Raw genomic sequence first — 18,863 nt, 5'->3', positions numbered from 1 at the left:
TATTCACTTCTATAATACAAGTCGTTACCAAAAACGATTAAACGGCTTAAGCCCTTTAGAATTCAGAGCTCAAGCCGCTTAACGATTTTTTATTATTTCCACTGTCTACTTGACAGGGAGCAGTTCATTATTTGAGACAACTTCCTTTTTATGAATAGTATATGCTATTTCGCATGCACTATTTACATTAACAAGTAACATCTATTAAGCTTTTGGAGGAGTTCCTTCAGCGTTTCCTACAACAGCATCAATTTGGATTAGCGCATCGTTTGGTAGAGCTGATACCCCAACTGTTCTTCGTGCAGGAACACCGCCTGGGAAGAATGTTTTGTAAGCTTCGTCCACAGCATCCATGTCTGAAATGTTTTTAACGAAGATATTTACTTTAACTACATCTTCCAAAACGTGGTCGATACTTTCTACAATTGCCTTAATATTTTTCAAGCACTGTTCAGCCTGTTCTTTTACTCCACCAGCTACCACTTCACCAGTTTTTGGATCCAATGGTAATTGAGCTGAAAGATGATTGTAGTGAGAGAACGCTACAGTTTGCGTAGAAAGAGAACTCTTTGGTGCATTCTCTGTGTTGTTTGCCCAGATTACGATTCCGTGTCTGTCGTCAATTGCTTGCGGAGGTGTACCGTCACCGTGGGAAACTACTACTTCGATTTGCACTAAAGCCCCCATAGGTAATGCTGCAGCTTCAACTGTTGTGCGTGCAGGTACATACGCAACAGCTCGAGCAATCGCTGAGTCTGGGAAGAATGTTTGATACACTTCGTTTACCGCTTCCGTATCCGATAGGTCTTTTAGGAACACATTGACCTTGACGATATCGTCAAAAGGAACATCGATACTTTCTAAAATTGCTTTGACATTTTTCAAGCATTGTCCCGTCTGCTCTTTCACACCGCCAGTAACCAATCTGCCAGTTTTCGGATCGATTGGCAACTGAGCTGAAAGATTGTTGTAATGAGAGAAAGATACGGTTTGTGTAGAAAGAGGACTTGTTGGTGCATTTGCCGTGTTATTTGTAAGCTTGATGAGATCTCCTGCTTGTGGTGCGTTAGGAATTGTTCCTTCACCGTGTGAAACAAGTGCTTCAATTTGTACCAAAGCATCCATAGGCAACGCTGCGACTGCAACTGTAGTTCGTGATGGAACATAAGTTGGGAAGAAAGTTTTATAAACTTCGTCTACAGCGTCAACATCTTGAATATCCTTAACGAATACAGTAATTCTAACAATATCGCTCATAACGTGATTGATACTGTTTACAATTGCCTCGATATTCTTAAAGCACTGTTCAGCCTGTTCTTTAATACCACCAGCTACCAAGTTACCAGTCTTAGGATCAATTGGTAATTGAGCCGAAAGATTATTGTAATGAGAAAAAGCAACAGTTTGTGAAGATAATCCGTTACCGTTTGGTGCATTCTCCGTATTTTTTGCGGATACTGCGTTAAAGTTTGTCATGTAAGTATTCCCCTTTTAGCTGATTTTTATATACATAGTTATTCACTCGTGTTTAGCATCGTATAAATGATCTTTACCAATCCCAGTGTTTGTGAAGATGTAAACCAGATTCGCATTGTGGTTTATGTTCTTACAAATCCACAAAAACGAATCAAAAAGCAGATGGTACTCAATACCGAAGAACTCTTGTGAAGATGAAATTGGGCCAATATAAGGCATGCTCTGAAGCCTTACGTTGACTTCATCTTAACTATGTCCTTGGTCGCCTTGAAAAGAGATACTATGCAACTTACAAGGTGAGCTCGTCAGGCACACCTCAAGATGAGTATAAGTTTATGTATATAATTCAACCTTATCATGAAAATTTCAATAATCTATTATCTTTATGAAATTGCAATACTATCTCTACTAATTTTAATGTTTTTAAGTCCTATTTAGTAATTTGTGTGCTGGAAATGTACTGGTGAAAGGGATGTATGTGTCTCGAGAACGTGACTATTCAGACGGAAATGGATGATTCTCGTGTAATTCCCTTTTTATGACACTTTTTTTGCGAACATTACTCAGAACTACTTACGGGAGTGAACTGTAGCAAAGCCTTCCATAGGATTGTCAAGCCATCACTCTTTTATTTGTTATAGGTATAGTTCGTCCTCTTCCTGTAAATACTCCTAACTCGCCTAAAGGCAAAGGTGACTGTAAAGGGACGGCTGATCGATAAGGATTAGCTGTCTTTTTTTTAAATGACCGAACTTATTCTTGAGCTGGCCATTTACAAGCAAAATACTACAGCAATGATTGCTATTGTTTTTAGCGCTGTAAAAACTGTCATGTTCTCATTTAATCGAGTAACTTTTAGTTGGGAATGCGAATCGATCTACGTCTTTTGTATGATATAATTTTTAAGACCTATACATACAGAAAGGAAGATTTGATGGAGAACATAACAAATATATATATTCGACCGCTTACCCTATCAGATGCTGTCGAATTATTAAGTTTAGAAAAGAGAAATCGAGCTTTTTTTGAAAATTATTCTATTGCTCATCCTGAAAATTATTGGACTTTAGAAGCTCACGAAGAATTAATTAAAAAATGGGAACAAAATACAAAGAAAGAATTAGAATATCGATTCGGGATCTTTAAAATTAGCGATGATGCTCTAATTGGTACTATCGGCTTGTTTCAAGTTTTTCGAGGGCCGCGTGAATGTGCGCTTTTGGGTTATTCCCTAGACCGAGAACATAATGGTAATGGGTATACTACCGAAGCTGCAAAGTTAGTTGTTAAATATGCATTTGAAATACTAAACTTACATCGAATTGAAGCGGGAGTAATGCCACATAACATAGGTTCCATTCGAGTATTAGAAAAAGCTGGTTTCCATAAAGAAGGAATAGCTTTGAAAAACGTTAAGATTAATGGATCATGGGAAGATCATCAGATGTTAGCTATTATAAATCCGAAAGACTAAACTTGTAATGGACTCTAACTTTAGATACGCTCTTTAACCACTCATTTTAAATTATGAGTGGTTCTTCCTAGTTAAAGACGTTTTTTTTGTTCGTATAACGTAGTATTTCTTAAATTCAAACTGTGTAGATTGATGCTATAATACTTTTATATAGGGGGTTTTTCTGATGTCAAAAAACGATGAACAATTTATTGATGTTGCCATTAAATTGGCATTGAAGGCTAGAAAAGATGGAAATGAACCATTCGGAGCCATCTTAGTAAAAAATGATGAAATTGTAATGTATGGTGAAAATAAAATACACAGTTTTTGCGATCCAACTCATCATGCTGAAATTGGACTTATACGTACTTTTTGCTCTGAAAATAACATTTTCGATCTAAGTGAATACACCTTATACACCAGCTGTGAACCTTGCGTAATGTGTACAGGAGCCATGGTATGGTCTAACTTAGGAAAAATTGTCTACAGTGTATCCCATGATCAATTAGCAAAAATTGCAGGTAGTAATATCATGATTTCGTGTAGTGAGGTAATTGAAAAAAGTCCCAATAAGCCAGTCTTAGTAGAGCAGGTATTAAATGCCGAAGGACTAAAAGTATTTGAAGAATACACATTTTCTCATTAAATTTGTAAATGTCCATTTATCCATGTTATTTAGAAGTTCTTGTATAACATGGATATTTGTAGTTTCGCTACTTCGCATTATGTTCGAAATATGTCTTACTTGAAATTTCCTACTTCTCTACTCAACTCCTTACGGCTATAACTCTTCTCCTCTCCCCAGCTATCAACGAAATATAATCGGTCGTTATGGTAGTCGATCAGTTTGCTATTGGTGACTTGACAATACTTGTCAATCGCTCTTTTAATTGCGCCCATAATATCAATACTCCTTATGACACCCTTTCCGTCTAAGTCGTCTCTTGTTCGGAATGTTCATTAACAACTCTTCTCTGTTGCCCTCTCCAAATTTTGGTATAATGAGTTTTGGAGGTGTTTCCATAATGAAAAAATATACATTTGCTGCTTTTTGTTTGGCGTTGTTACTTCTGTTCATTACTTGGTACCAAGCAGATGATTTACATCTTAAGGAAGAAGCACTTTCTCAACAAAGTCCGGACTCGGAAAATGGTGTTACTATCCAAACTGAGAAAGCTGAATACCCAACATCAGTCAAGGAAATTATTGTTAAAATTCATAACGACAGTAATCAAGAATACATAACAGGTAGTCATTTACTTCTTGAAAAAAAAGTGAAAGATACATGGTACAACGTTCCAATGAAATCAAAATCAGTGAGACTAAAAGCTGTGATTCATTCACCAAATAAATTGTCATCATTAGGTCTTGATGTAAATGATCTCAAGTACAGACTAACCCCAGGAGAATATCGGGCTACTACTGACGAACTTGCTGCTCCGTTTAAAGTTGTAGAATGATAAAGAGCCAGGTTAGGCTTTTTTCATTTATAAACAGAGCAAGTTGTTGCACAGTTTCTTTCTGGTATAACTCTTATTTGTAAAGCTCATCACGGTAATCTTTATGTCTACCAATACATCTTTCTTATGTATTATACAAAGAGTAGCTGTATATTTTTTGAAGGTTATATTCTAGCCCAAGAAAATATAGTGCTTATCACACTAAAACAAGTCCATACATATCCTGTAATTGTGCTAACTATGCGCGTTTGACATTATCAGAGAAGGGTGTGCTTATGGATTCAACTATTGATTATACTTCACCAACTACGCAGTTCACCTTTGATGTAAATGAAAGTCCTTTGTTTAGAAAAGATGGTAGAAACTATATTAATGTTTTAGGTATTCAACAGTTAAACACATTAGAAAATGTGTCCCTGCTTGATATTTTCCTAAGTACTAATAATGTGGTAGAACCTCACTATCATCAAAATGCAGCTGAGCTTGTTTACTGTATCTCTGGTGCTGCTACTGTTTCGATACTAAATCCTTTTACAAAAGAATTACTCAATTTTCCAATTACACCTGGGAAAGTCGCCAATGTTCCACAAGGTTGGTGGCATTACGAAACGGCTACTACTGATAACACACATCTTTTGGCAATTTTTGATGCACCAACTCCTGAGGTAATCTTAGGTTCTGACATCCTAAAATATACTCCTGCAAATATCATGGCTCATACGTATTGTCTCGATGAAAATCAATGGAGAAAAGTGATAGAACCAGTGAAGCCTTCAACTTATATAGGTCCATCTGTGGGGTGTGATCGAGGTAAAAATAATAGAACTGCGCAATATCATCAACAGTATTATCCGAATTACCAATCTGGGTACCGATATTACTAAGGTGAATTTCGAAAGAATGTGGAATATAGGCATGGATATTTCCATGTCTATTCTTGTTACAGGAGTAGTCTGTTCATATCTGTCAACATGCTTCATATCCTACTCATGTTTCCTATTTTCTATTTGGTGACAAACAAAAGAACGCCCCAAGAGACGTTCTTTTTCTTCGCTTAATGGATCTGCTTATTTTTTATATAGTCCATGCCTTTCTCCGTTATTGCTAAAACTAGATGATCCGAATCTCCCCCGTTGTTTGAGGCATATCCCTGTTCGATAAGATAGTCAATTGCCAATTTGCTATTAACATCGGCATTTAGCATTGCTTTTGGTAGTGTGTAGCTTTCTCCATTATAAGCAAAGTGATAATCATAAAGACTTTGCAGCAGCTTATCAGATAGCTTGTTTACGTCTTCGTTTGTCATGAGCATTCCCTCCTTATTTCTACACTTCGATATATGAGACGGGAATCCTTCCTTAATCGTATACCTACAACGTATTAAGGTATGAGTAATATACATCCTGTGCCTATGGTCGGAATTTTAAACAAACACGAAAGTTTCATGCACAGGAACCTCTTACTATCCTCGTTTCTCATCAGCTCCTTTGTAAACAATCGAATAATCAATCGTTAAAAAAGGAATCGAAAATATCCACATTTCATGTGTGGCTTTTAAATTACCCTTCTCTGTTTCCTGAATGAAAAATGTTTCTTGCAGAGGTAATGTGAATAAATCTCTATTGTTGAAAGACAAATATACTCCCGTATCTGAAGCTGGATCTGTCCGTTTACTTGTAAGCTGCAATCCTTCATCAACTGCCTGCAACTCCAAAATTCCCGTCATTGTCGAATAAGGTAAGGGCAACGCAATATTCATGTACATACGTTCATTTGTTTTATGCTGCGAATAAAGAGCAGTGAAAATCGTCTGTTCACCGACTTTTCGTTCCCACACGCGCACTTTTTCCCGTTCATCGAGTCCTTCATCCAACGTAAAGATATTCCCCGTCATCTCGACCGCGTCAGAATATAATGGTAAATTAATTTGCTGCGTGCGTTTACTGATGAACGAATAAAGAAACGCAAACGGCTTAAACCAGCGATGCCAGTGGGTCGATGCGTAAAGCCTGAAATCTAGCGTGTGCTCGTAAAAACGAATAATTAAAGGAGAGACCGAACCAGACGACACTCCGTAAACAGATAATTCATCAGATAGTCCACGATGCCCACCCACTTGGCCGATTTTTTCCGCAACTTGTCTTCCGCGAATCCCGCTCCTCGGAAAAGTGAGCGGCACAAAACTAGATGGTGGCACATCCAACGACCACCCAATTGCGCCGACTAAAGCAAATATGACACAATTCAACACCCCATGAAAACGAAGCATGAAATCAATCGTAACCGAAAATAGACCAAAACCATTACTCAGTACATACAGCATGGAGAACGTAATAGTGACCGCAAGTGCGCTAAACGCTATGCGCAACAACCACTTTTGCAAACTAGAAGCGAAAGAAAGTTGCCAAACGATCCAGATAATCGCGCAAAAGCCATAGATATAAAACAGGACTGAGAACATTTCAATCCATCGTGAAAACGTAATCCCGACCGCTACGATCATCGGTGCTGCAAGCAATGCTGCCACCGCCCACCGATACAAAATCGATCGATGCAAACGCCCTATCCACCCTATGAAAATCGGTAATATAAAAGCGGAATAATGAAAATGGATGGCAGTCAACCACGTAAGCAACGGACTAAACCCCAAATCGATTCCCGCAACAAAAGCAACATACCAACCACCACCCATGGCTAAGTATACGAGGCCAAGATCGATCGCAAACTCCTCGACATTCGTAAATCCTCGACGAAGAAACCGGGTGATTCCATAAAGAGCTATGTATACCGTAAACAATAAGTACAGTGTAGCAATCCATCCATCCCATCTGGTAGAGACTACTTGTCCAAGCACAACCGCGGTATAAGCAGGAATGGCGACATACGGATAATACTTCCAAAACCAATCGCGTTCCGTACAGACCATTCGTAATAGAACTGGAATGTACACAAGTTGCGCAACCACCAACAAGGCGTATGGCCATGGCGCATCACTGAAAACGATTGCGACCATAAACAACAGTATATGAATTATGACAAACTTACGCATCCGCTGTAAACTCTCCTTCATATGACAATACCTTACCTATCAATGGGTTCTTGACATCGACATGAATTCGAAAGACACCATGCAGCTCATCGTACGACTCTACAACTGTCGCTAATCCTTGCAGAAATTTCGGCAATGGAATCTCTATCTTCCCGAGTATCAATCGTTGATTCAATGATTCGATTTTCAATGCGTGACCATCCACTACGGTAAACCCCAAATCCGAATAAAAGATTGTAGGTTCCCCGAGGTAATCTTTCACAACCATTCGTTGTTCATCCAAACTCATCAAGGCATTGAAATAGCGTATTTTTTTTGGGAAACTAAATTCTCGTTCCCAGTGAATTTGTTCGTCGCCTGCCGAATTAGTAAAGCATGAATTGACAATCGTAAACGAAATATTCGTTCCACTTTCCGGAAAAACGAATTTTCGTCTTGTCCCCAATAGGAAGAGCGGAAAAAGCCATTTCGGGCCACCCGATATGCGATTCATCGTTCCTGCCGCTTGAAAAACCGGCTCTTCAAAGGCATATCTTTTTTGAAGCATCGGATGAAGACGGAAAAAATCGTCCCCCATAATTTTTAGATAAATCGACACTTCGCACTTCACCTCTTTCTTTTACACGATTCTGCAGTTGGAAGATCCCGGCTCACAAGCAAGCCGATTCCTGTCAGCACGAGTAATGATAAATTAAAAGTGATGGGATTGAATGGATGAATGGCAGTTTCCGGAGCGGCTACATAGGCTGCAATAGTCAACAACGGAAAGGCGACCATTTGCAAGATTAAGAGATGTCGTTTCTTGCGATAGAGCAACCAAATAACTCCAAATAGAACTTCAGCCAAACCAATCGCCCAGACGACATTCGTCGCTGAAGCATCTGAAAGCGACAGACCGCTTGCAACCATGGCCTTTTCCTGTGGATGCATCGCAAGGAGTTTAGGTACGAGACCTTGATACATCCATAGAAAGGCGAAATATAGTGTGAGAAGTTGCATTGTAAAAAAACGGCGATATTGAGTTATCGGGGCTTCCCCGTGTTCGATCCATCGTTTAAGGACATCAAAACTCAGTGCAGTTGCATATCCCATTAACGGTCGAAACAACCGATCAATCAGTTCTCCAGCCTTCCCGAAGTTTGTTTTATAATTATACTGCGTCAAAAACTTGGTACCTTCTTCCATCGGCTCATACTTCCAATAGCCGCGACCTTCACGTATCGGCGAGATTTTTTGATCCGTGCCGAAGCGTAAAGAAGAACTGCGTGAACCATCTTCCAAATAAGCAGATCCACTACTTTCACCCCACCCTTCTACTGTTATAAAGGGACCGACAGTTCGTGTATATGTAAACCGTTGCGGCTGATCGTCTTCCTTAGGTAAATAGCGAATGGAAGAAAAGCGTAAATCCCACTGCGAATGTAAGTCTGGATCTTGCGAAGCTTCCCACACCCGTTGTAACGGAACCTCTATAAGAATTTCCACATAAATTGGTTTTAACTTCATAGTTTTCACCTTCCGACGCACTTGTTGATGCACTATTTCTAATTGACTTGACTTTTTGCGCTACTCTATCTAGTTTATCATTTTTATTCACTAGATGAACCAACCTACATGAAAGAAAGAGGAACCCGACGAAGGTTCCTCTTTTTTATTCAATATTACTACTCAGAACTCCATTATTCTGAAGCAATTATTTTTTGTTTTTGTGCTCTAAAAGTATAGGAGTTATATTTAATAGTATAGATATAATCGTCAAAAGCCAAAATACTTTCGCCATACTAGGCACTACATCTAACAAAGCAGACCAATCTTCCACTTGTACCCAATCGGACACCATACTGTAATCTGCAACAATGGTTAGGGCTGTAAAGGATAATCCCATTGCCATTGCCAATTGATAATCCTTGCCTTTTCCGTACATATAAAGATTTATAGAAGTTGCTATTATTGCGATAAGTCCAAATAGTACCCACATTACTATACCTCCGTTCGCACTGAAAATTCATATAAATTAAGACGGAAAAATCTAATAAATAGTTTCATAATTGCAATAAATTTGTCCGATTGAAGTATATTTCTAAGTCAACAAATGCTCCTTTTGCAGATGATCCAGTTCTTTAATTTCTTTATTCATTAAAATCCCTTAGAATTTTTGTTATCGGTAATTTGACCGCTTCTGGTAAACCGTTGTCCTACAATCGCACATGATTCTGTAACTGTGTAGTGTCATTTCTTTCCGTTCCAGACAGACGCGTTCCGGAGGGCGTGGCTTGAGCAGCTTCCTTCGCTACACTCCGTCCAAGGTCTCAAGGCACACGCTGATCCTCCCGGAGTCGCCGTCTTGTACTCCAATCAACTTAGCGTGATATGCAAGAATAGCGCCCGATTGAAGCATAAATCTTATGAAACAACCGCACTCATTACATGAATATCTGGTAATGGTTCGTCAGGTATAAAGCGGTCAATTGCGATACTAATAAGTAATATAGTCCATAGGATCATAATAATTATGCTCCCTATTCTGATCAATTTAATTTGAATATCAGACAACTCAGGAACCTCGTTATATCTCCAACGGTCTAAAAAGAAAAAACTCTCTTTTGGTTCATAAAGACTCCAAATGCAAAACCCATAAACAGGTATTGAAAATGTTATGGAAATAAATAATATTATTAACACCTCTTCAAGCTATCGAAATTATTTATCCGAAACTTCTAAATAGAATTTTTTAATTACAAGTCTTCATTAACACGATTAAATGGCCCGATGCTTGAACACATTTTATTCAGCTAAAGCACCTGATTCCTGGACAATATAAAGCTATATAATATAATGATTTCCCTACTTTTTTAAAGATAAGTTTACTGCTTCCAGAGCGTGTATATAGGTTGTATCAAATAGAGGAACCTTAGAATCATCTGGTTTTATTAATAGTCCAATTTCTGTACAGCCTAGTATAATCCCTTGGGCTCCAGAAACTATCAGGTTTTGTATAACACTTTTATAATAATCTCTTGATTCTTGATGAATCTTACCAAGACATAATTCATCAAAAATGATTTTGTTAACAATCTCTCTTTCTTCCATGTCAGGTACAATAACATTTATTCCCTTAGATTCAATACGGGATTTATAAAATTCCTGTTCCATCGTGTATCTAGTACCTAGCAATCCTATATTTGTTATCTCTTGTTTGTTAATTTGTTCTGCCGTAGCATCAGCGATATGTAATATAGGAATATTAATTTTTGATTGTACGGCATCTACAACCTTATGCATAGTATTCGTACATATAAGAATAAATTCTGCTCCAGCTTTTTCTAGTGAACTAGCTGCCTCACCCAATTTTTCACCAGCGTTTTCCCATTCACCTTGAGTCTGAAAACGTTCAATTTCTTCAAAATCAACACTGTATAATAGACATTTTGCTGAGTGTAATCCTCCCAATCTTCTCTTAACTTCTTCGTTTATAATTCTGTAATATTCCGCTGATGACTCCCAACTCATACCACCGATCAGACCAATTATTTTCATATTCGATTCCCACCTTTTATTTTCTATTCAAGATAAATTATCTTGCTTTGTCAAAAAACTATACCTTGAAATGGCCCGATTACTGAATAAGCACAGATTCTTTATTCTAGAATCGCTCCCGTTAACGGCACTCCCTTATGCCGTAAAAGGACCTTTTGTTGAATAAGATATTTTAGGAAACCCAGCCCGACTCCATAACCATAGCGGAGTATGTACATCAATCGGTGCTAATTCGCTTCCTTCAAGAGCTTTTCCCCAAGCAGATGCAACAGTTATTCGGTCATCTACTCCACCATTAAGTACATCTTCTGAACATAATCCCAATTTCACAGTGGCTTTTAGAATATGCGTATCTGGAGCAATAGTAATTAGTTCCCGCGATCTCCAGGAAACTTGTGTATAGCTTTCCAAAACATATAACCAATAATTAAATATCTTTGGACCAGAAAGGTATGGGAATTCTGGCTTTCTTGATACTTGCATTATCTCTTTCAAGGGTGAAATGTCGAATTGAACAGACTCAATTAATCCCTGCACATTTCCTTGTTCCGATGATTTTACAATCCCTTTGGCAACACGTTGCCAAATTTCAGGATGCCGATTCGGTTGTAGTCCGACACGATGTAGTAATAACGCTTCACGAAGTTCGTCTGTATTTTTGTTTACAACAAGAATAGGATTAAATATCCACTTCGTTTGTGGATCTTGATATGCGTAAACAACGGACTCCCACAACGAATAAGAATTTCTCTGATAATTTAAGGACATGGCAAGTGTTAAAACATCCATTAGTTCATTTTCTTTAACTACATCAACCAATACATCCTCGGGCATTATTTCTCCGCCTAAAAGTCCATCTGAGTGCATTTGTATCAAAGCATTTACATTTTTTAAAAGTTCGTTATTCTCCACTATATTTCCCCCAAAAAACGATGTTATCTTAATTAATTCGCTTAGGAATGGCAAACGCCTTCTTCGTCTATGTTGCCCTTTCTTGAACAACTTTTATTCAGCTAAAGCGCCCTATTGTCGCACATTGATGTGTGGTGATGACGTCTATTATTAAATAGTGCATTTTAAATCATTAGGGATTTTTTCGTTCTCTATCCAGTTTTCTACTAGTTCATTAAAATACTTGGGGCTATGCAGAGATATACCATGACCTACACCTGGTATTACAATTCCCGAACAATTTTTATTACTTTCTATAATATTTGCTAGCGAGCTTTTAATAATTAAATTCTCTTTTTTTCCAATCAGCACTAAAATTCTGCTATTAGTTTTTTTAAATCCTTTTGGCAATGAAAATGACATATTTTCACACATCACCTTGAAAAAGGTTTCTTTTGAAATACATTTCGTTTCTTGATAATAATCGTTAAAGTATCGGTCATTTAAGTACATATATTTCGCTTGTATTTTTGAGAAGGCTTTGATTCTAGCTAGTGGAAGCATCCAAGTCGTTATTTTTGCAGTAATTTTAGAAAGAGGGAGTGGCTTAGTTGAAGCACTTATAATGACGGCTTTATCAATTAGATTATTATTTTCACTTAACATTGAAATTAAAACTTGAGCTCCCAATGAAAATCCTATCACAGTAACCTGTTGATCAGCTTTGTGTTCTTCAATAATTGTTAATATTTGTTTAGCAGTATCTCTAATAGAAAAATTATAACCACCGTTACTTTTCCCATGTCCCGGTAGATCAGGAACCAGGCATTTATAATTTTTAAAATGTTTTATCTGGTCATCCCACATCCAACTACTTACACCTCCACCATGCAAGAAGACAAGTAAAGGTTTATCGGTATCTCCGTACAAATTAAAGTTAATTGTCAAATGTCTATCTCCCCTTTAGCGAATATTATTTATTATTTTGTTTTCCAACAATCTGGCACTTTTGTGGCACACCGACAGTCCAACAATTGATTCTTCGTACAAGCCGGTTTAACTGGGTCCCCCTATTATCCAACATACACCATTAGTTAACTAAATAACTGCTTTATGTTCATTCATATCTAAACAATTTTGAAAGTAAAACGCTGTCTCCAATAAACTTCCTGAATATTGTCATAGAAAACAGCAAGATTCAGATAGATGAGCAAAAAAATGCAGCGTATCCTATACATGAGGTGATTACGATGTATCGGAATGCATTGAAAAATAAAAGTGTTCTCTATTATTTGGCTGGCGCTGGCGTTTCGCAATTAGGGAATGTCCTTGCGGGACTGGCCTTTCTGTTTATCTCCTATGAACTGACGCAAACGGCGAGTCTTACCACAGTTATTGCCATTTCACAGGCCGTCCCCTATCTACTTTTTGGGTTAATCGGTGGTTCCTTTGCGGACCGTATCAATAAAAAAAGGTTATTGGTATGGATTGATCTTATTCGTGTTCCGATCATTCTTTCCCTGGTTGTCCTCTACCAACTAGAGAATTTAGCTTTCTGGCATTTATTAGTTGTGAGTTTCATCATTCAGAGTCTGGGTTGCTTCTATAATCCAACGTATCGGGCTATTTTGCCCCTTGTTACACCTGTAGATGACCGTACAACAGTCAATAGCCTGCTGGATACCGTCACAAGAGGCATTCAGGTACTTACTCCTGTTTTCAGCATCGTTCTATTGAGTTCCGGAAACACCATCCATTTTTATTCGGTCGATGCACTTACATACATTTTAAGTACGTTTTTCATCTTTAAAATTCATTGGGTTGAACCGATCAATGAAGAAAATACAGCAGGAGAGAGCAATCAAGGAGTCTTTCAATCGATTGTGTCTTTCTTTCAGTGGATCAGAGGCGAAGGTACGATTAAAAATGTGTTTGCTGCAACATTTTTGATGGTCTTTTTCAACACCTGGGTGTGGCAGGTCGGTTTGCTTTTGATTCTTCTACAAAACTATCCGAGCCAAGGCGAAGAATTCTATAGTCTTTTATTGGGATGGTACGGAGCAGGTGTCATTCTCGTCAATGTGATGATTCCTTTCTTTTGGAAAAGGTTAACATTCATTATTTACTTATCTGGCTCAATTGTATGGGGACTAGGGATTTTCGTATTGGGTTTCGCCACAAATCTACCTCTCTACTTTCTTGGAGTTTTGATTGCGGCAGTCGGACTGCCGATTAGCAGTCTGACGCGTGTTTATTTGATACAAACGTTGGTTCCAACTCAAAAGTTGGGTCGGGCATTTAGTTTTAATGCGGTCATTCTATATGGATCTAACGTTCTCTCCATGTTGCTGTTTGGTGCCTTAGCTACTTACATCAAGATTGGGGCAATCTTTGTGATCTGCGGCAGTATGATGGTCGTTTGCGCCGTCTTTTATTTAATTCGAATTTCTTTGTCGGAAAAAGCTCGGAGGAAATCCGTACAGGCGTTTAAATAATTGATTATAAACGCCAATAGAAGAAAATCCACAACTAATGGCGATATCGGTAATCGTTCGTCCAGTATGTAAAAGTAAATCTTGGCTCCTGATCAGTCGATAGAGCTGAAGCCAAGAATAAGGAGAAACGCCGATTTTTTCTTTAAAAAGATGTGCAAACTGAAATTTACTGATATCCAAGAGCGCTGCCATTTCCTCTAAACTCCAAGCATGTTGATAATCATTTTTCAACGTCTCCATTACGTGAAAAAGTGCAGGCTGCGTTGAGCGAAACGGTTCGGTGATTAAATCAGAACTGTGATTTCCAATGATTGTCTTGACCAGTAATAGACTGAGTTGAGCAAAGCAATGTTCTAAAAATACTTCAGATGACCGATTTCTTTCTTGTCCTTCCAGCAGCATGTACTGCTGAACAAACTGAACCCATTGCGCAACGAGTGGACTTTTTTGGATTGTTTGAGCAAAAAATAAATCTTCTCGAATGACTGATACGGCTGCAGTCGCTTCGTTGAGGAATGTCGAATCCAGTTCTATCAAAAATTTGTGATTTTCTACGGCAAGCTGTCGATGTTCATCGTTTGGATTGAATACCATAAACTCATTTTCCGTAAATGATAGATCGTTTCGTCTGCTTTGGTAGTTCATTGAACCTCTTAGAGAAAACAAGAATTTATAACAAGGGTCGTTTCTCCAGTTACTTTCCGATTTTTTTTGATCAGTAGATAACAACAAACAATTAGACGCCTCCAGTAAAATAGTCATCGGTTACACCCTTTCTACTATTATCAAAAGGAAATTAGACAAATTAAAAGCGCCTATAGGAAACTGCCTCTATTGCAGTATATTTAAACGAGTTCAACTGCATTAAATATATGTATTGAAAATAAACTGTTCTCCTATCTTGCCTATTTTTCTTTTCCCCGTGTCACTGAATCCAACCCTTTTATATAAATTTTGTGCTGGTATATTTTTATGATTAACAGCTAATATAATTTCATTGTATTCAGGGAGTTCTTGATTAACAAATTGTTTTATTAACTTCATTGCCTCTTTAGCAAATCCTTTTCCCTGCTTAGAATTATCTATTGATAGTGCAGTTAACAATAATGCCCTTGGATTATCCGTAAACTCCCTTACCCTATCAGTTGATTGTAACAAGAAAAATCCAACCGGTTCATCATTACTTAAAATTACAACTGGGTATTGATTATCAGTTAACTTCTCAAGTATGACAGCTGGAAGAGCAGTATATTGTGCCTTTTCCGTAGGTAGCTTAAATTCCATTAATGCTTTTAAAAACTTGGGCTTATATTTGTCTAATTTTACTGTCTCACTTAAAATGTTCACAAAAACAGCTCCTAGTATCAATATTTTGTGTCTTGAGTATAATCATTTTTCTCAATTCCGCTTATTTGAAGAGCAGTCCTTCTACCAAAACTGCTGCCGATTATGGAAATCATGCTTTCGCTTTTAAATATTTGATTTTACAACTGTCCTTATGATTATTGTTTTCAGCACGATAACTGTTCTTATACGAAGCCTCATATACACGTAAAAATTGCTAGGTGTTAACATGTAAAACTTAGTATCTTCGACTTGATGTATTTCTAGATCCTCCAGTGATACTCCTGCAAAAGATGGTAAGGTATCAATAATACCAAACTCGACTGATAAACCATTTTTTAAAAATTCATGTTCATGTAAGTCTACCAAAAAATATTCAAGAGACTTCATAATTCCCACAATACGATCCCAATCAAAAATGGACTTTTCTGCAGGTACTTCCCAACCTCTTTCGTCACCAGGTACATGGATATCTAAATCTTGAGCATCCCAACTACTATTTGTGACAATCTCTAATCCAACTGAACCCATCAGTAATGGTGTGATTTGAACTTCATTTAATTTTTTCGCTATTTTTAAGAGTTCAAGGAATTTATGATCGCCCATTTCTTTCTACCTCATTTGTTTAGTTAACAATTCTTTTGACTGTTTTTTGGGTGGTCGTTTTTCAACTTAATGGCTATTTAGGCGCACAATTCTTATTCTAGAATTGCCCCCAATTATGGTATAGACTTTTTTATCTTAAGCAGTGACAACTATTTAATCTAAGATGGTCTTGTTGAGGATTGAAAACATATCTTTTGTTAAACCTGGGTTCATGTTTATTTGTTTTTAATTTTCAACATTATTTAAACTTTATAAAATAGTTATATTTTCTATTTTTTTATTCAACGTTACTTTTCACAAACAATAGCGAACATCCGGTGAGGTATTTCCAGAACATCTCCTGCAAAGCTACCTTTCAAAAGAATATCTAACTCCTTATCAAATAACACAATCTCCTCCTTAGATAAACTACCACCTATTTCCGTAGAAGTTCTCATTCGACCTCTCCATTCATCTTGAGTAAGTGTAGTTAATACATCGAATGTAAAGGTTTCAATATGTGAAAAACCAACTTCGTAAATTTCCTCTATCCATTGTGGATAAAAGCCAAAGTTATTTTGAGGAATATAGTTAAAATTATGTTCAGCAACAAGGTTTTCTGTTCTAGATACTATATTATTCCCTATCGGAAGTTGGGCAAATTGGGCAACAACAAATTTCCCACCACCTTTTAAGACTCGTAAGGCTTCGCTACTGGCTTGCTCCATTGGCAAGACCTCCCAACAATGAACTGCTGTAACGAAGTCAAAGATCTCGTTATCAAAAGGTAAATTTGTGACATCACCAAGAACATACTCAATCTTCAACTTATCACTATTCTTTTTTTCTGCCTCAATTAATAGCTCAGGAGAGTTGTCTAAACCAGTAACATAGCAACCTTCGTTTGCTAAGTCTGTAGCCACCATACCATTCGAGGTAGCAATATCTAACCCCTTTTGATTTGGAGGAGTTATATTGTATTCTCTCTGAAGTTTTTCATAAAATTTTTTCGGGTATCCACCGCGATATTTGCTAAAATCTTTAGCTACATTACCAAATAAATTCACTAATAAATCCCTTCTTCCTTTAACCTATCTCATTTGATGCAACAAGTAATCTTTCTTCAGAATAACCTATACCGCCCTTAAAAATTTTATCTTTGTAGACATCCCAATCAGGAATATCTAAATAACCGACTGTATTGAAGCAAACAATTCCGAAATATCCGTCTTTTTTAAGAGTTATTTTATTATCTCTAGTTACGTTAAACGACGATGTGGCGCAAAGTGACGGAACATCGTGCAATCGTAAAAACAATTGTACGAATTCGGCTCAAATTCGAAACCTTATAAGAACACGTAATGAAAATCAAGAGTTACTCCTTTTTCATCTGCTCTCTCTTTCACCCATTCTATCGCTTTTTTTTGAAAGATTTAATACACTTACTTACTCCCTTGCTTAACCATATAAATAGATTTTTTTCCAGGTCCAGCTCCTAGTTCCAGAACCTTTTTAGGCGAAATCCATTCAACTAAATACTCATCGGGTTCTTTTACCTTAAAGAAGGGGATGTGTATTGTTCTATCTTCATAAAAGTCTTCCCAAAACTGTTTAGGTTCTCGAATTTCATCATCTAATATTTCCAATAAGTCTTCGTAATTTAAAATACTTTCCCAAACAAACCCCCCCTACAATTTGACTAGTCTATTCATTTCTTAATCTTGGCCGACTGCGATATTGGTGGGATTACATATGAAGCAATCCCCAGTTAATTTGACAAGAACTACTGCTATTATCTTTTCAAAATAAACCTTTGAGGAGGACCATACGCCTGTTCACCTTGATAGAAAGCCAGTTTAGTTGGTATACAAGAAATAATAAACGGAAGTCCTGACCAAATTAATTCCTCTAAAGCTTTTGTTAGTGATAATTCTTCTCCATCAACATCACTTTCTGCAGATGTCATTACATAGCACATATTTCCAGCTCCCTGTTTTTTTAACAACTTCTCAATCTCTTCAGGATCTGAATTTGGTTTAGGTATTTCAAACATTAACTCTGTACGAATGAAATCGTTTCGTCTTCCAAAAGCATCATAGCGTTTATGCGGTGAAAAGAGTTCAAACAGAACTCTTTGCTGAATTCTTTTAACAAAAAATGTTTTGACAATTATTTCTTCAATTTCTTTATTCATTAAAACCCCTCACGATTTTTAGTTATCGATGATTTTGCCCGCCTCTGGAAAAACAATGTCCTTCAAGTGCGCCCTTTAACTGAACGTATTAAAGAATTTTGAAAACAATTTATTCGTCTTTCTCTATCTGGTCATTGTCTTTTTTGAAATTCACTCTCAAAGTGGTGTTGATGTTAATTAAAGCTATTAATATAAAACCAAGCATTATGAAAGTGACAATTTCACCTGTAAAAAAAGATACAATACCTAGTATGATGGCATATACCCCGTACCACTTGTTATTCATATACGAAACCTCTCTTTTACTGAATGGCCCTTCAACGGCAACATCCTTTTTCAAGAATTTCTCCTTTAACAGAATAGCTTTAAATTGTTA

Annotated in this window: 24 protein-coding genes; 6 read left to right on the top strand and 18 right to left on the bottom strand. The window is 37.2% G+C overall.

Annotated features, from left to right (window positions below; genetic code table 11):
* Position 1: 1 nt before the first annotated feature.
* Positions 2-82, top strand: coding sequence for an IS3 family transposase (locus tag M3197_RS17480; RefSeq protein WP_432814000.1), 81 nt, complete (start codon positions 2-4; stop codon positions 80-82).
* Between the two features lie 122 nt (positions 83-204).
* Here M3197_RS17480 and M3197_RS12525 read toward each other — a convergent pair whose 3' ends face one another.
* On the bottom strand, positions 205-1,476 hold the full coding sequence (locus M3197_RS12525) for a RidA family protein (protein ID WP_251661920.1): 1,272 nt from the start codon (positions 1,474-1,476) through the stop codon (positions 205-207).
* 934 nt (positions 1,477-2,410) lie between these two features.
* Between M3197_RS12525 and M3197_RS12520 the strand changes: the two genes are divergently transcribed.
* Positions 2,411-2,950 carry a GNAT family N-acetyltransferase gene (locus tag M3197_RS12520; protein WP_251661919.1) on the top strand — a complete coding sequence of 180 codons (540 nt, stop codon included), beginning with the start codon at positions 2,411-2,413 and terminating at the stop codon, positions 2,948-2,950.
* A gap of 166 nt (positions 2,951-3,116) precedes the next feature.
* Positions 3,117-3,578, top strand: a complete 462-nt coding sequence (locus M3197_RS12515; protein ID WP_251661918.1) for a nucleoside deaminase — start codon at positions 3,117-3,119, stop codon at positions 3,576-3,578.
* A 95-nt stretch (positions 3,579-3,673) separates the two neighbouring features.
* On the opposite strand, the gene M3197_RS12510 is transcribed toward M3197_RS12515, so the two are convergent.
* The gene (locus M3197_RS12510; protein ID WP_251661917.1) at positions 3,674-3,832 is read right to left on the bottom strand and encodes a hypothetical protein; all 159 of its coding nucleotides are present in this window, start codon (positions 3,830-3,832) and stop codon (positions 3,674-3,676) included.
* A 125-nt stretch (positions 3,833-3,957) separates the two neighbouring features.
* Here M3197_RS12510 and M3197_RS12505 point away from each other — a divergent pair, with 125 nt between their 5' ends.
* A complete protein-coding gene (locus M3197_RS12505; RefSeq protein ID WP_251661916.1) occupies positions 3,958-4,392 on the top strand; it encodes an immunoglobulin-like domain-containing protein in 435 nt (144 codons plus the stop codon).
* 275 nt (positions 4,393-4,667) lie between these two features.
* The gene (locus M3197_RS12500) at positions 4,668-5,276 is read left to right on the top strand and encodes a cupin domain-containing protein (protein ID WP_251661914.1); all 609 of its coding nucleotides are present in this window, start codon (positions 4,668-4,670) and stop codon (positions 5,274-5,276) included.
* A gap of 170 nt (positions 5,277-5,446) precedes the next feature.
* Here M3197_RS12500 and M3197_RS12495 read toward each other — a convergent pair whose 3' ends face one another.
* The 9 genes from M3197_RS12495 to M3197_RS12460 form a co-directional block, all read right to left on the bottom strand.
* Positions 5,447-5,698, bottom strand: coding sequence for a hypothetical protein (locus tag M3197_RS12495; RefSeq protein ID WP_251661913.1), 252 nt, complete (start codon positions 5,696-5,698; stop codon positions 5,447-5,449).
* Between the two features lie 156 nt (positions 5,699-5,854).
* Positions 5,855-7,462, bottom strand: coding sequence for a YndJ family protein (locus M3197_RS12490; RefSeq protein ID WP_251661911.1), 1,608 nt, complete (start codon positions 7,460-7,462; stop codon positions 5,855-5,857).
* Entirely contained in the window at positions 7,434-8,039 is a 606-nt protein-coding gene (locus tag M3197_RS12485; protein ID WP_251661909.1) for a DUF4166 domain-containing protein, read from the bottom strand. Before M3197_RS12485 ends, M3197_RS12490 begins: the two co-directional genes overlap by 29 nt.
* An 8-nt stretch (positions 8,040-8,047) precedes the next feature.
* On the bottom strand, positions 8,048-8,947 hold the full coding sequence (locus tag M3197_RS12480; protein WP_251661908.1) for a DoxX-like family protein: 900 nt from the start codon (positions 8,945-8,947) through the stop codon (positions 8,048-8,050).
* A 187-nt stretch (positions 8,948-9,134) separates the two neighbouring features.
* On the bottom strand, positions 9,135-9,419 hold the full coding sequence (locus M3197_RS12475) for a hypothetical protein (protein WP_251661907.1): 285 nt from the start codon (positions 9,417-9,419) through the stop codon (positions 9,135-9,137).
* 425 nt (positions 9,420-9,844) lie between these two features.
* The gene (locus tag M3197_RS17535) at positions 9,845-10,123 is read right to left on the bottom strand and encodes a DUF6199 family natural product biosynthesis protein (protein ID WP_490723209.1); all 279 of its coding nucleotides are present in this window, start codon (positions 10,121-10,123) and stop codon (positions 9,845-9,847) included.
* 162 nt (positions 10,124-10,285) lie between these two features.
* Entirely contained in the window at positions 10,286-10,978 is a 693-nt protein-coding gene (locus M3197_RS12470; protein ID WP_251661906.1) for an aspartate/glutamate racemase family protein, read from the bottom strand.
* 135 nt (positions 10,979-11,113) lie between these two features.
* Entirely contained in the window at positions 11,114-11,890 is a 777-nt protein-coding gene (locus tag M3197_RS12465) for a hypothetical protein (RefSeq protein ID WP_251661904.1), read from the bottom strand.
* A gap of 150 nt (positions 11,891-12,040) precedes the next feature.
* Complete coding sequence (locus M3197_RS12460) at positions 12,041-12,817, bottom strand: alpha/beta fold hydrolase (protein WP_251661902.1); 777 nt, start codon at positions 12,815-12,817, stop codon at positions 12,041-12,043.
* 302 nt (positions 12,818-13,119) lie between these two features.
* Between M3197_RS12460 and M3197_RS12455 the strand changes: the two genes are divergently transcribed.
* Positions 13,120-14,364, top strand: coding sequence for an MFS transporter (locus M3197_RS12455; protein WP_251661900.1), 1,245 nt, complete (start codon positions 13,120-13,122; stop codon positions 14,362-14,364).
* On the opposite strand, the gene M3197_RS12450 is transcribed toward M3197_RS12455, so the two are convergent.
* From M3197_RS12450 to M3197_RS12420, 7 genes are all read right to left on the bottom strand, one after another.
* On the bottom strand, positions 14,305-15,126 hold the full coding sequence (locus M3197_RS12450) for a helix-turn-helix transcriptional regulator (RefSeq protein WP_251661899.1): 822 nt from the start codon (positions 15,124-15,126) through the stop codon (positions 14,305-14,307). The genes M3197_RS12455 and M3197_RS12450 overlap by 60 nt on opposite strands.
* A 102-nt stretch (positions 15,127-15,228) precedes the next feature.
* Positions 15,229-15,711 carry a GNAT family N-acetyltransferase gene (locus M3197_RS12445; protein WP_251661898.1) on the bottom strand — a complete coding sequence of 161 codons (483 nt, stop codon included), beginning with the start codon at positions 15,709-15,711 and terminating at the stop codon, positions 15,229-15,231.
* Between the two features lie 123 nt (positions 15,712-15,834).
* Positions 15,835-16,314, bottom strand: a complete 480-nt coding sequence (locus M3197_RS12440) for a phosphoribosylanthranilate isomerase (protein ID WP_349774130.1) — start codon at positions 16,312-16,314, stop codon at positions 15,835-15,837.
* A gap of 287 nt (positions 16,315-16,601) precedes the next feature.
* Positions 16,602-17,360, bottom strand: coding sequence for a class I SAM-dependent methyltransferase (locus M3197_RS12435; protein WP_251661897.1), 759 nt, complete (start codon positions 17,358-17,360; stop codon positions 16,602-16,604).
* Between the two features lie 375 nt (positions 17,361-17,735).
* Positions 17,736-17,939, bottom strand: a complete 204-nt coding sequence (locus M3197_RS12430; protein WP_251661896.1) for a hypothetical protein — start codon at positions 17,937-17,939, stop codon at positions 17,736-17,738.
* Positions 17,940-18,085: 146 nt separating this feature from the next.
* Entirely contained in the window at positions 18,086-18,487 is a 402-nt protein-coding gene (locus M3197_RS12425) for a hypothetical protein (RefSeq protein WP_251661895.1), read from the bottom strand.
* A gap of 109 nt (positions 18,488-18,596) precedes the next feature.
* Positions 18,597-18,827: a hypothetical protein gene (locus tag M3197_RS12420; RefSeq protein ID WP_251661925.1), complete on the bottom strand. Its 231-nt coding sequence runs from the start codon at positions 18,825-18,827 to the stop codon at positions 18,597-18,599.
* Positions 18,828-18,863 lie beyond the last annotated feature (36 nt).

It is taken from the genome of Sporosarcina aquimarina, assembly GCF_023715615.1.
GTDB lineage: Bacteria > Bacillota > Bacilli > Bacillales_A > Planococcaceae > Sporosarcina > Sporosarcina aquimarina_A.
The sequence above is the reverse complement of the archived record's forward strand: the minus strand, read 5'-3'. Positions and strand labels throughout refer to the sequence as shown.

Excerpts from the sequence above, each read along its gene's own strand:
- M3197_RS12440 (WP_349774130.1), bottom strand. The coding sequence starts at position 16,314 with ATGGGCGATCATAAATTCCTTGAACTCTTAAAAATAGCGAAAAAATTA.
- M3197_RS12425 (WP_251661895.1), bottom strand. The coding sequence starts at position 18,487 with ATGAATAAAGAAATTGAAGAAATAATTGTCAAAACATTTTTTGTTAAA.
- M3197_RS12515 (WP_251661918.1), top strand. The coding sequence starts at position 3,117 with ATGTCAAAAAACGATGAACAATTTATTGATGTTGCCATTAAATTGGCA.
- M3197_RS12510 (WP_251661917.1), bottom strand. The coding sequence starts at position 3,832 with ATGGGCGCAATTAAAAGAGCGATTGACAAGTATTGTCAAGTCACCAAT.
- M3197_RS12455 (WP_251661900.1), top strand. The coding sequence starts at position 13,120 with ATGTATCGGAATGCATTGAAAAATAAAAGTGTTCTCTATTATTTGGCT.
- M3197_RS12505 (WP_251661916.1), top strand. The coding sequence starts at position 3,958 with ATGAAAAAATATACATTTGCTGCTTTTTGTTTGGCGTTGTTACTTCTG.
- M3197_RS12490 (WP_251661911.1), bottom strand. The coding sequence starts at position 7,462 with ATGAAGGAGAGTTTACAGCGGATGCGTAAGTTTGTCATAATTCATATA.
- M3197_RS12520 (WP_251661919.1), top strand. The coding sequence starts at position 2,411 with ATGGAGAACATAACAAATATATATATTCGACCGCTTACCCTATCAGAT.
- M3197_RS12525 (WP_251661920.1), bottom strand. The coding sequence starts at position 1,476 with ATGACAAACTTTAACGCAGTATCCGCAAAAAATACGGAGAATGCACCA.
- M3197_RS12475 (WP_251661907.1), bottom strand. The coding sequence starts at position 9,419 with ATGTGGGTACTATTTGGACTTATCGCAATAATAGCAACTTCTATAAAT.
- M3197_RS12470 (WP_251661906.1), bottom strand. The coding sequence starts at position 10,978 with ATGAAAATAATTGGTCTGATCGGTGGTATGAGTTGGGAGTCATCAGCG.
- M3197_RS12495 (WP_251661913.1), bottom strand. The coding sequence starts at position 5,698 with ATGACAAACGAAGACGTAAACAAGCTATCTGATAAGCTGCTGCAAAGT.
- M3197_RS12450 (WP_251661899.1), bottom strand. The coding sequence starts at position 15,126 with ATGACTATTTTACTGGAGGCGTCTAATTGTTTGTTGTTATCTACTGAT.
- M3197_RS12480 (WP_251661908.1), bottom strand. The coding sequence starts at position 8,947 with ATGAAGTTAAAACCAATTTATGTGGAAATTCTTATAGAGGTTCCGTTA.
- M3197_RS12500 (WP_251661914.1), top strand. The coding sequence starts at position 4,668 with ATGGATTCAACTATTGATTATACTTCACCAACTACGCAGTTCACCTTT.